The organism is Fodinibius sp. (genome assembly GCF_041642155.1).
Lineage (GTDB): Bacteria > Bacteroidota > Rhodothermia > Balneolales > Balneolaceae > Fodinibius.
The window spans coordinates 34339-46444 of sequence record NZ_JBEPWZ010000002.1; the positions used below are offsets into that span (position 1 = coordinate 34339).

Genomic DNA, 12106 nt, shown 5'->3' on the forward strand with positions numbered 1-12106 from the left:
GTTTTTCAAAACTATAACACCCGTTTTATTCGGGTTATTACTTATGACCGGGTCAGCCGTCGCTCAAGTTCAACAACCGCAGCAACAACAACCGCAGCAACAACAACCTGCCCAGGCGGACAGTATCACGGATACAGAACTTGAGAAATTTGCCGACGTCACTACTGAATCTCAAAAAGTTCAACAAAAAATGAGAGATGAAGTCGATTCTATGCTTGCCGAGCAAGATATGGAAATGGAGCGTTTCCAAAAGATTATGATGAGCAAGCGCAATCCCCAAATGGCTGACTCCGTCGAAGTTTCCGCAGAAGAGGAAGAGACCATGGAAGCGATACAACCCAAGCTGATGGAAATGCAGCAAAAATCCCAGCAGGAGATGGTAAGTATCATCCAGGATAACGACCTGCAGCCGCAGCGTTTTCAACAGATTATGCAGGCGGTGCGCACCAATCCCGACGTGATGAAGCGATTCCAGGAAATTACCGCTACAGGTAACGGAGGTAACGGACCGCAAAACTGATATTGATATATCACTTTTTTTATATACCTTCTGAAGGCTCATCCACTGGGGTGGGCCTTTTTATTTTGCGCTAACCCAGCGATTTCCACGCACATAAAATCGCCGGGGAAGGCCGGCATCCTCACCGGCATAATCGACCCCGATACGGGGTGCAGCCACCATCTCGTCATCGGCAGGCGACCGGCCCCGGTCTTCAATCCAGATGGTATTTCCGGTCAGATCAATCCCATCAAAGGCGGTTGTTATATTTAAAGCGCGGCTCAGTCGGCCGGGTCCAGCCGTCAGGGAAGGGGAAATTTGTTCGGCCCCTCTCCGCTGCAGCATAATTTCCCGGCCTTCCAACGGCTCAATTGCACGGATCAGTACCGCATCTGCCTTGTTTTCGGTATTTGTCACAACATTAAACAGGTGATGAATACCGTAACACAGGTATACATACCCGACACCTCCGGCCCGGTACATGGTTTCCGTACGCTGCGTCCGGCGGCCGCCGTAAGCGTGAGAGGCTTTGTCGTTGCGACCGGAATAGGCTTCCGTTTCGGTAATACGTCCGCTTGTAACCGGAGCATCTCCTGTTTGGGTGCACAATACCATCCCCACCAACTGCCGGCTGAGCCGGACAACATCAGGCTGCCGGTAGAATGAAAGGGGAAGTTTGCGGGCTGACATATGTCCTTTTTAATCTTATTGTGTAATGAATGAAAGCTATGAAATAATGGTATACGGGTTCCGCGGAATAGATTGATCCTCCACAAAAACCTGCTGGTAAGCCCGGGCGATAATTGTGCTAAATACAAAGAGGGCTGCAGAATAGAATGCCCATACGCCAATGATAACCAGAATCGTATATCCCTGATAAAAATAGCGGTAGGCATGAAGGGCGTATCCCAGGTACCAGCCTACCCCGAATTTCGCCAGCTCGAATAGTATGGTATAGATGAGAGCGGCGAGCAGGGCCACTTTTGGCTGCATCCGCTTTTCCGTGATATAGCGGAAGATGATATAAAACAGGAAAAAGGTAAATAAAACGGGGATAACCAGGTTAAGCAATTCATACAGCCAACCCAGCTCAAATACCATATCCGTAAAAGGCAGCGGCAGCTCATTGACGGATACCAGCGATACGAGAGAAATGATGAGGCTGAAAAACAAAAAAACGCTGCCCACCAACCCGAAGGTAAAGAAGTTGTAGACCATTTCTAACAGGGGATGACGGCGATCTATAATATCAAAGATATCAAAAACGACGTGCTTTAGCGTGTGGAATAACCCCTGTGAAAAGAAGACCAGGATGATGGTCCCCATAATCCCAAAAATCTGCCGCGCTCCGATCAGCGGATTAAGCAGTGTTTCCAGGGTCACGGCTCCCCGGTACACATCCCCCGATTCTGACTCGTAGGTAAAGCTGGGAAACAGCTCGCGTCCATAACGAAGAATTTCATTGAACGCTTCGTCATAGGTGAGCACATAACCTATGATAGAGATCATCAGCAGTGTAAAGGGAATCGCGCAAATAAACAGGTTAAACGTGATGGCGGACGCATTAAAAAAAATGTCTTTCTTTTTCACCAGCCGTACGATGATCCGCCAGAAATTCTTGTACTTCTGCACTGTGTTTCTCATAAGTTAGTAAATAGGTAAAAGATAACTGCTGATTGCTCTTAATGCTAACTTAAATTACGCTTCCGGGAAAGGCCGGATTTATAATTGATTTCTCATGCTCGATTGCTGTTTTTAAAGTGTACACCGTAAGACGGACGTTTCTTAAAGAACCGTCAATTTCATACCTTTGACTGAAACAAATACACAACGTATTTAACCCAGAATCACTGATGAGTTCCACAAAGAAAAAGAAAAAAGAGTTAACCCCGCTGATGCGCCAGTATCACGATATCAAGGAGGAGCACAAGGGGGCGATTCTGCTGTTTCGGGTGGGCGACTTTTATGAAACATTTGCCGGCGACGCCGAGCTGGTAAGCGAAGAGCTCGGCATCACGCTAACCAAGCGCAACAACGGCAGCGACCAGACGCCCCTGGCCGGTTTCCCCTATCACGCCCTGGATACCTACCTGCCGAAGCTGGTGAAAAAGGGCCACCGGGTAGCGGTTTGCGAACAGGTTGAAAATCCATCCGACGCGAAAAAAGCGGGACGCAAGATCGTCTCCCGACAAGTGACGGAGATTACGACGCCCGGCGTTACAATGTCCGAAAAATTGCTGGAGCACAAGCGAAATAACTATGCCGCCGCCATCTACTGGGAGGGAAAAACGGCCGGCGTGGCTTTCTCTGATGTGTCAACGGGCGAATTTGCACTCAGCCAGATCACCAGGCAGCAGCTCAGCGATCTGCTGCAGTCGGTGACCCCCTCCGAGTTATTGCTGCCCCAGAATTTGAAGAACAACGTCCCCGAAGAACTGCTGGACTACAATCTCACATTCATTGAAGACTGGGTGTACGAGGGCGATTACGGCTATAACCTCCTGACCGACCATTTCGAGACACATTCGCTGAAAGGCTTTGGCGTGGAAAAACAGGAAGTCGCTCACACGGCGGCCGGCGCACTGATGCACTACCTGCAGGAGACCCAGAAAGCGTCACTGGGACATATTAAGCGGCTGCAGTCTTTCGAGAACCATGAGTATATGGCGCTGGACGGCTCGACGAAGCGCAACCTGGAGCTTACGACAACCATACAAGAGGGACAAAGCGAGGGTACACTCATCTCTATTCTTGACGATACGGCCACGGCTATGGGCGGACGCCTGCTGCGCAAGTGGATCATGCGTCCCCTCAAGCGAATGCGCCCGATCCGGGACCGGCTGAATGCGGTGGAGGCGCTGCACGTGAACCACGACGTCCGGGAACAACTGCGCGGGGAACTGGGACAGGTGGGCGATCTTGAACGGCTTATTTCCCGGATCTGCGTGGGACGCGCCAATGCCCGCGACCTCGAGAAGCTGAAACGGTCGCTGGCCCAGGTTCCCCGCATTAAAATGCAGTTTAACCAGCTCGAAGAGCCTCTGCTGGATGATATCCTGGATCGACTGAAACTGTTGGTGGAAGTGCAGGAACGAATTGGAAAGGCTATTGTGGAGGATCCGCCGGCCAGCGTGCGCGACGGCGGCATTTTTGAAGACGGGTTTAACAAGGAGCTGGACGAGCTGCGCGATATCGCCCGCAACGGCAAAAATTACATCAGCGAAATTAAAGATGAACTGGCCGCCGAAACCGGTATCAACTCGCTTAAAATTGGATACAACAAGGTCTACGGCTACTATATCGAGGTTACCAACACCCATACCGAGAAAGTGCCGGATCATTTCATCCGCAAACAGACCCTGGTGAATTCCGAGCGTTACATCACTCCCGAGCTGAAGGAGGTCGAGGAGAAAATCCTCTCCTCCGAAGAGCGCAGCAAAACCCTCGAATACGAGCTGTTCGAAGAGCTGCGCCTGTATGTGGCGGACTTTGCCGAAGAGGTGCAACAGATTGCCCAGGCCCTGGCCGAACTCGATTGCCTGCAGAGTTTCGCCGAGCTCGCTTACCGCAACAACTACTGCAAGCCCGCCATCGCCGACGACCAGGTGATCGATATCACCAAAGGCCGGCACCCCGTGGTGGAAAAGACCCTCCCGCCCGGCGAGCCTTTTATCCCGAACGACATCCACCTGGAGAATGAAGATGAACAAATTCTAATTGTTACGGGTCCCAACATGGCGGGTAAGAGCATCATCCTGCGCCAGACCGGGCTTATCGTGCTGCTCGCGCAAATCGGCTGTTTTGTGCCGGCCGAGCAGGCCCACATCGGGCTGGTGGACAAGATCTTTACCCGCGTGGGGGCTTCCGACAACCTGGCGGCGGGCGAGAGCACCTTCCTGGTGGAGATGAACGAAGCGGCCAATATCCTGAATAACGCCACCCGCAACTCACTGATTCTGCTGGATGAAGTGGGCCGCGGCACCAGCACATTCGACGGACTCAGTATCGCCTGGTCGCTGGCCGAATACCTGCACAACCAGCCCTCCGTAGCCGCCAAAACGCTCTTCGCCACCCACTACCACGAGCTGAACGAACTGGAGAACATGTACGACCATATCGTCAATTACAATGTGTCGGTCAAGGAACATGACGACAAAGTCATCTTTCTGCGCAAGCTGGTCCGCGGCGGCGCCGACCACAGCTATGGCATCCAGGTGGCCGATATGGCGGGCCTGCCCTCCATCGTCATCGAACGAGCCAAAGAGATCCTCGGGAATCTCGAGAGTCACAGCCTGGATGTCACCGACCGCAACGGTACCCTCGAGGAAGGCGCCAAGAAAAAGAAACGGGCGGTCAAAAAAGCCGCCCGGGAGATGGAAAAGCAGGAACAGATTACCCAGCCGTCGCTGTTCCAAACCCAGATCGACCCCAACATCGAGGTGCTGATTGACAAACTGGAGGCTTCCGACCCCAACCGCATGACGCCCATCGAATCGCTGATGCTGGTCTCTGAGTTGAAGAAGCTGGTGGATAAGAGGAAGTAGAAGGCCTTGTAAATTGGGATTGTTGCTTTAAAAAAGAAACTGAAATTTTACATATATTGGTATCCGCCTCATCAGTATCATGGCATTATTGCATTACAGGGTAACCATAGGCCGGAAGTCACGGATCTAATTCTTGAGCCCTTGAATAACTACTTTTTAAATCATCCGCCTCGAGATCATTCTTCAGGCAAGTTACTGCTGATTGAACCTCATAGAATACGCGTTAGAAAATAAGTGAAAACCTCCGCCAAATATATTGCCGACCGGATCCGGCTGATGATCGCCACCAAGCAGTTCCAGGTGGGCGAAACGCTGCCCTCCACACGCCAGTTGGGACAGCAGCTGGAGTCGAGCTTTCATACGGTGCGCAAGGCGTATCACATTTTGGCGGACGAAGGGCTCATCCGCGGCGAGCGCGGCAAAGGCTTTATCGTGGAACGGCAGAATACCAACCTGGATAAAGCCGACCGGCTGGAGGTGGGCGCTGAAAAGATGAGCAAACTCCTGGAAGAGCTCATCGGCTATGGCCTTGATGAGTCGGAACTGGATGAACTCTTCCAGGAGCAGCTGAGCTTTATGGACTGGCCCGACCGGATCGAAAGCTGTGCCAGCATTGGCGAAACGGATGAGCTGGGCAAGATGATAGCCGATGCCATTCAGCGGGAAGTGGGCGTACGAAGCCGCGTGCTGAATGCGAACCAGTACAACAAGACGGTCAACTACGACGCTCTTTTCGTGCCCATACAGCTGGTAAACAAGTTTCGCGAATACGCCGAAAAGGGCCGGCTGCTGCCGATCGTCTACAGTATCAATCCCGATACGCTGCTCTCCATTGTGGATCGCGCCGCTATTGAAACCATCGGATTGGTGACCGCGGACGACCAGACCATTCCCAAAATCATTAATGAATTAAAAGTGAGCATTAAATTCGGCGGGTCGTTTGTGGCGGGAGCAACCTACGGGAAATCCCTGCCGCTTTTCGTCCGGGAGGCTGATCTCATCCTTTATACGGCACAGAGCGCCAAGCTGGTGGAACAGAAAATTCCGGACCGCCGTCGCATTAAGCTGGAATATCAAATTTCCCCGAAGAGCGCCGACACCATCCGGGCTGAGCTTTGGGACCAGTAGAGAATTGAGAATCAGGAATTACGAATGGAGAATCAGGAATGGCGAAGCTGCCATTTTAGGGGGTTGACGGCCTGTTGGAACCATCAAACCCCCAAGCCGGGTATCTGTCGGACTTGGGTGGTTGTAACGAGACCAAACCGCAGATCTTCATACAAAGTCCGAAAAACTTCTACTAACTGATAATCAATAACCAGCAATCCATTGTCTGACAAAAAAGTAAAAAAACTCATCGAGCGGGCGCTGGAGGCGGTCAACGCCGAGATAGAGGCGGTGCGCGAAAAGCCGGCCCAGGAGGTTCTGTTTGATGGCGTGCTGTCAGACCATCACCCGCCGGGGGTGTTCTATTACGAGTTTGAATCAAAAAATACCTCTCTCCGTTTTGCGGAAATCATCCGCGCCGAAATGGAAGGGTATGAGAAAGAGTTCGAGCTTTACCCGGTAGAAATTTCCGACGAAAAGGCGATCCTGCATTTTCCCCATAATTTCGGCCACTCGCTTCCAAAGGTAACCCTGGAGTGGGAGAATGATTTTATCCTGCGCCGGCTCCGCACCGAACTTCAAAGGATACTGGATACGGACGACCAGCAGATGCGAGAACGGATAGGACGCCTGTTTTACCCCGACGCCGCACGACACCACAGCAAGGACCCAAACACGCGCGTACTCGACGACAGCAGGAGAAACGACGCCCAGCACGAATCACTGCTGAAAGCCCTTCAAAACAAGGTACTGTATGTCTGGGGTCCCCCGGGCACGGGCAAGACCTCCACCCTCGGCTTTATGATTGCCAACTACCTGATCAAGGGAAAACGGGTGCTCTTTGCGGCGAATACCAACCGGGCGGTGGATGTGGGACTGCTAAGTGCGCTGGAGGCCCTGACGGCGGTAGAAAAAGAACACCTTGAAAAAAAAGCGGCGCGTTTCGGAGAAATGGCGCTGGACAGCGAGCGGCTGGAAACGGTGCTGTTCGACCGGCATATTGAGAAAAAAGCGAAGGAGCAGGAACGGAAGGCCGCGGACCTCTCCAACCTGCTTGGAAAATACCAGAAACTCCAAAAAGAGATCGACAACCTGATGGATCACGGGGAATCGGTGCCGGAGGAGCTGGATGACGAGATCGCCAGGCTGGGCGAACGACTCGACGAGCACGGCGGCGAGGCGGCACTCGAGGAAAAAGTTGACCGCCTCATTTCCGTCAATGAACGCAGGGAGCTGGAGGAGATGCGGCTGGTGGCAACGACCCTGGCCAAAGTGTGCACTTCCGACCTCTTTGACGGGCAGGAATTTGATGCCGTCGTCATCGACGAGGCGTCGATGGCCAACCTGCCGTACCTGATGGTGGTGGCGGCCATGGCCGGGGACCATATTGTTTTGGTGGGCGATCCCATGCAGTTGCCCCCCATTGCCATTACAGACGAGAGGGAGGCTCGCCAGTTCCTGGAAGAGGATATTTTTACTTATGCCTCCAAAGCGGAGAGCACGGAAGAACTTTTTGCCTGGCACGACCGGAATCGGCCGCTGACTACCTTTTTTGACACGCAATACCGGCTGAATAAAGACCTGGCGGAGGTTTTGAGTTCGGTGTTCTATGAGGACCGGCTGAAGACGGCCGCGCCCGGCAACGAGAGGGGAGAGACTCCTGCCCCCGCAGCAACCCCGGCGCCTACCGTCAATGTGATTGACAGCCAAAAATACGGACCGGAGCTGACCCAGAAAGACGAGGGACGGGGATTCAGTCCCGTAAATGAGGTCCACAACGTTATCCTGACCCGGATACTGAAGCGCCTGATTCTCCAAAACCATGTGCCGATGGAAGAAATCGGTATCATTGTGCCTTTTCGAAGCACTGTTTACGATATCCGGGGCGAGCTGTACGACCAGGGACTGGATATCGTGGAAGTGGGAACAATCCACACCTTCCAGGGACGGGAAAAGAAGGTGATCATTTTTGATACCGTCATGAGCGGTGAGAACTCGTACGGCCGGCGGCGGCATTACTCGGTGCGCCCCTTTGATGAGGAAAAAAACGGGCTGGCGGTGCCGCGCCTGCTCAACGTGGCGCTTTCACGGAGCAAAAACCGGCTCGTCATCCTGGCGGATATGGATCATATCAACAAAGTGTATGCCAATAAATTCCTGGGCGAACTGCTGAGAAGATTTCAGAAAACCGGGCAGTAACGAGAGGGGTTCGACATGCGTGCCCCCCTCACTCTTCCTCGCTCTCTCCCTCCCCGTATAATTTCGCCAGGTCACTGATCATCTCTTCGTCGATACCGGCATTGACAAAACCGCCATCGTGATAGAGGTTCTGCATCGTAACTTTGCGCGTCAGGTCCGAGAACAGCGTGACACAATAATCCGCACATTCGTCGGCCGACGGATTGCCCATGGGCGCCAGTTTATCGGCGAAGGTATACATCCCGTCAAATCCTTTAATGCCCTTCCCGGCCGATGTTTTGGTCGGCGCCTGCGATATCGTGTTGACGCGGATGCCCCGGTCTGCGAGACGGCTCCCGTAATTCCGGGCCACGCTCTCCAGCAGCGCCTTGGCGTCGTTCATATCGCTGTATTTGGAAAAGATCCGCTGTGCTCCGATATAGGAGAGGGCCACAATACTGCCCCCGTCATTTAATATTCCGGCCTCATCCGCATAGCGAATAACCTTGTGCAGGGAAATGGCGGAGATGTCAAGGGTCTGCTGCATCCAGTTGTAATTTAGCTTCTGATAGCTCTCGCTCTTGCGAACATTCGGCGACATGCCGATGGCGTGAAGGATGAAATCGATATTCCCGTGTTCCCCTTTCACCTGTTGCATCAGCTCTTCAATATCTTCTTCCTTGGTAACGTCACAGGAAAAGACTTCCGCCCCGGTCTGTTCCGACAGCTCATCCAGCTCTCCGAAACGAAGGGCCACAGGCGCATTCGACAGGGAAAACTCCGCCCCCTCCCGCTTGCAGGCCAGCGCAATGCGCCACGCAATGCTCTGCTCGTTCAGTGCGCCGAAGATGAGCCCCTTTTTTCCTTTTAACAAGCCATATCCTTGTCCATCCGCCATAAGTCTGATACCTCAGTCATTTCTTTCAATTAGTTTACGCCTACGAAAATAACAAAAGTTTATTATCAAATCCGAAAAGGGTTTTAATTTATCGAGAGCCTTACAAAATCGCTTTTTGTCCAATCCCTGTATTTTCGTGATTTCAAGATCCTCATATATCGTCTGTATACTATATATCCACGGTGTTTTTGAAATCGCTCAGGCTTTGGTATTGAACAAAACCCCCGGTTTTCCAAAAAGCTTCTGACGATACGAAGCCTTTTGGAAAACCTATAAAGCGATCTGTTTACCGAAGCTTTAAGCGCGGGTGTGGCTGGCTTTGCCTGCCGATGCCGCAGTATCTTGCCATATGTTTGCCGATTTAGTTTCGCGCAGGCGGGCCCTCCGTTAGTACTTCCACCGATTGTGACCGGTCCAACCGTAAAATCAGCGGTCGGACGATATGATAATACTCTCTGCCATTAACCTTGTATGCTTTAAAATATATATCCTGTTGATAATAGCCGTCATTGTCCTTATTTTGCGAGACTTTGTGTCCGTACCTATTTTCATTACAAGCATCGCGCAAACTGAAATCATTTAGAATCCACGAACACCCATGTTTCAAGATCTCTCGTCAAAATTAGATAAGGCCTTCCAGTCGCTGAAGGGGGAATCTAAGATTACGGATGTCAACATTGCCGAGACGGTCCGGGAGATACGCCGAGCGCTGCTGGATGCCGACGTGAACTACGAAGTTGCCAAACAGTTCACGAACGATATCAAGGAACGCGCCATGGGCGAAGATGTGCTGACGGCCGTCAACCCGGGACAACAGTTTACGAAGGTTGTCCATGACGAACTGACCGGGATACTCGGGCAGGAACGCGTTGACATTGCCGTTGCAGACACCCCTCCGACGGTCATACTGATTGCCGGCCTGCAAGGTTCCGGTAAAACGACCTTCAGCGCCAAGCTGGCCCGGTACCTGAAACAGGAAAACAACCGAAGCCCCATCCTGGCGGCAGCCGATGTTTATCGTCCCGCTGCCATCAACCAGCTGAAGACGCTGGCCGACAGCATCGATGTGCCGGTGTATTCCATCGGACAGAAAGATGCGGTCCGCGTAGCCAAAGAAGCCGTTTCCATGGCCAAAAGCCTGGCCCTCGATACCGTCATTATTGACACGGCGGGACGAATGCACGTGGACGAGAAGATGATGAATGAGGTTGCCGAGATTAAAGAGGCGGTTCAACCCGATGAGACCCTGTTTATCGTCGATTCCATGACGGGACAGGATGCGGTGAATACAGCCAAAGAATTTAACGAGACTATCAATTACGATGGCGTCGTACTGACCAAGCTTGACGGCGACACCCGCGGCGGGGCCGCCCTGTCTATTAAGACGGTGGTCCAGAAGCCGATTAAATTTGTGAGCACCGGCGAAAAGCTGGATGCCCTTTCTCCCTTCTATCCGGACCGGATGTCGCAGCGCATCCTGGGCATGGGAGATGTGGTTTCGCTCGTCGAGAAAGCCCAGAAAGAGTTTGACGAACAAGAAGCACAGGAGCTGCAGAAAAAAATAAAGTCCGACAGCTTTGATCTGGAGGACTTTTACGAGCAGCTGCAGCAAGTGAAGAAAATGGGCGATCTCTCGGATCTGGTTGGCATGATTCCGGGAGCCGGACAGGCGTTGCAGGACGCCGATATCGACGACGATTCCTTTAAGCCTATCGAGGCCATCATCTGCTCTATGACTCCGGAAGAAAAACACAACCCGGATATTCTCAACGCCACCCGAAAACGACGTATTGCCAAAGGTTCGGGGACCCGCGTTTCTGACATCAATGACCTGCTCAAGCAGTTTAAACAGATGAAGAAGATGATGAAATCATTTTCCGGCATGGGCAAGATGGGCCAAATGATGCAGGGTATGAAAGGCATGAAAAACAAATTACCCTTTGGCAGATAAAAAAATATGAGATCGGATGCCGCGTGCTGTTTAGCCCAGTCCGGCATCTTTGCTAACGCACTTGTATTGCGCAAGATTCCGACAATATCCTCTATAGAAATCAACGCAAAATTAAAGTTATAATTAAGGAGATAATCCATTGTTAAGAATTAGATTACAACGTAGAGGTCGAAAGAAACGACCGATCCATCATATCGTAGTGGCCGACAGCCGTAAACCCAGAGATGGCAGGATCATTGAAGACTTAGGTCGTTTTGATAACATCACACCCAAAAATCAGCTTGAATTGAACCGGGAACGCGCTCTTTACTGGTTAAAGCAGGGGGCCCAGCCTTCGGATACCGTTCGGTCCATCTTTAAGAACCAGGGGATCATGTACGAAATGCACCTGGTGCGATGGGGTAAATCGGAAGAAGAGATTGAAGAAGCCCTAACAGAATGGCGTGAAAAGCGTGAAGCCAAGGAAAAGAAAGTCCCGACGCGCAAGGAACGCCAGCAGGCCCTGCTCGAAGCCGAGGAAAAAGAGTTTCAGAAGCAGCTTAAGAAAAAGGCGGAAGAGGCGGCCCGGGAAAAGGCCAAGCAAAAAGCCCTTGCTGCGGAAGAAGCCGAGCAGGAAAAAGCGGATGAAGAAGAGGTAGAGGTTTCCGATGAAGAGGAAGCGGAAGAACCTCAGGAAGCGCAGGCTGAGGATGTGGATGCGGATGCAGAAGATACAGATGCCGGTGATGAAGAGATCGAACAAGAAGCGGAAGTCGAAGCGCAGCAGGATTCCGGGGACGACGAGAAAGAGGAAGACCATGAAGCGATTTCGGCGGATGTAGCAGAAGAAAAGGAGGACACCGAAGAGCAGGAGCCTGCAGCTGACGCCCGGGAGGAAGAAGAGGCCCAGGAAGAAAAATCTTCAGGTGAAGAAGCATCAGCGTCAGACT

9 protein-coding genes are annotated in these 12106 nt (G+C 52.1%); 6 read left to right on the forward strand and 3 right to left on the reverse strand.

Going from position 1 to position 12106, the window contains the following annotated elements:
- Window positions 1–43 precede the first annotated feature (43 nt).
- Window positions 44–520: a DUF4168 domain-containing protein gene (locus ACESLU_RS00450; RefSeq protein ID WP_372633580.1), complete on the forward strand. Its 477-nt coding sequence runs from the start codon at window positions 44–46 to the stop codon at window positions 518–520.
- Between the two features lie 60 nt (window positions 521–580).
- Here the strand turns inward: ACESLU_RS00450 and ACESLU_RS00455 are convergent, their stop codons facing one another.
- Both ACESLU_RS00455 and ACESLU_RS00460 read right to left on the reverse strand, forming a co-directional pair.
- Window positions 581–1189 (reverse strand): DNA-3-methyladenine glycosylase, encoded by a 609-nt coding sequence (locus ACESLU_RS00455; RefSeq protein ID WP_372633583.1) that lies wholly within the window; start codon window positions 1187–1189, stop codon window positions 581–583.
- 36 nt (window positions 1190–1225) lie between these two features.
- Window positions 1226–2143: a YihY/virulence factor BrkB family protein gene (locus ACESLU_RS00460; protein ID WP_372633586.1), complete on the reverse strand. Its 918-nt coding sequence runs from the start codon at window positions 2141–2143 to the stop codon at window positions 1226–1228.
- A gap of 209 nt (window positions 2144–2352) precedes the next feature.
- Here ACESLU_RS00460 and mutS point away from each other — a divergent pair, with 209 nt between their 5' ends.
- The 3 genes from mutS (at window position 2353) to ACESLU_RS00475 (ending at window position 8349) form a co-directional block, all read left to right on the forward strand.
- Complete coding sequence (mutS, locus tag ACESLU_RS00465) at window positions 2353–5043, forward strand: DNA mismatch repair protein MutS (RefSeq protein WP_372633588.1); 2691 nt, start codon at window positions 2353–2355, stop codon at window positions 5041–5043.
- A gap of 234 nt (window positions 5044–5277) precedes the next feature.
- Window positions 5278–6171 (forward strand): GntR family transcriptional regulator, encoded by an 894-nt coding sequence (locus ACESLU_RS00470; RefSeq protein ID WP_372633590.1) that lies wholly within the window; start codon window positions 5278–5280, stop codon window positions 6169–6171.
- Between the two features lie 201 nt (window positions 6172–6372).
- Complete coding sequence (locus ACESLU_RS00475; RefSeq protein WP_372633593.1) at window positions 6373–8349, forward strand: DEAD/DEAH box helicase; 1977 nt, start codon at window positions 6373–6375, stop codon at window positions 8347–8349.
- 28 nt (window positions 8350–8377) lie between these two features.
- Here ACESLU_RS00475 and ACESLU_RS00480 read toward each other — a convergent pair whose 3' ends face one another.
- Complete coding sequence (locus tag ACESLU_RS00480) at window positions 8378–9226, reverse strand: enoyl-ACP reductase (RefSeq protein WP_372633596.1); 849 nt, start codon at window positions 9224–9226, stop codon at window positions 8378–8380.
- Window positions 9227–9824: 598 nt separating this feature from the next.
- Between ACESLU_RS00480 and ffh the strand changes: the two genes are divergently transcribed.
- Window positions 9825–11177, forward strand: a complete 1353-nt coding sequence (gene ffh / locus ACESLU_RS00485) for a signal recognition particle protein (RefSeq protein ID WP_372633599.1) — start codon at window positions 9825–9827, stop codon at window positions 11175–11177.
- Window positions 11178–11376: 199 nt separating this feature from the next.
- Window positions 11377–12106 (forward strand): 30S ribosomal protein S16 (rpsP, locus tag ACESLU_RS00490; protein ID WP_372633602.1); only part of this gene is annotated, 730 nt, incomplete at its 3' end.

Bases quoted from the DNA above. Each gene is read 5' to 3' on its own strand.
- ffh (WP_372633599.1), top strand. From the start codon at position 9,825: ATGTTTCAAGATCTCTCGTCAAAATTAGATAAGGCCTTCCAGTCGCTG.
- ACESLU_RS00480 (WP_372633596.1), bottom strand. From the start codon at position 9,226: ATGGCGGATGGACAAGGATATGGCTTGTTAAAAGGAAAAAAGGGGCTC.
- mutS (WP_372633588.1), top strand. From the start codon at position 2,353: ATGAGTTCCACAAAGAAAAAGAAAAAAGAGTTAACCCCGCTGATGCGC.
- ACESLU_RS00455 (WP_372633583.1), bottom strand. From the start codon at position 1,189: ATGTCAGCCCGCAAACTTCCCCTTTCATTCTACCGGCAGCCTGATGTT.
- ACESLU_RS00460 (WP_372633586.1), bottom strand. From the start codon at position 2,143: ATGAGAAACACAGTGCAGAAGTACAAGAATTTCTGGCGGATCATCGTA.
- ACESLU_RS00450 (WP_372633580.1), top strand. From the start codon at position 44: ATGACCGGGTCAGCCGTCGCTCAAGTTCAACAACCGCAGCAACAACAA.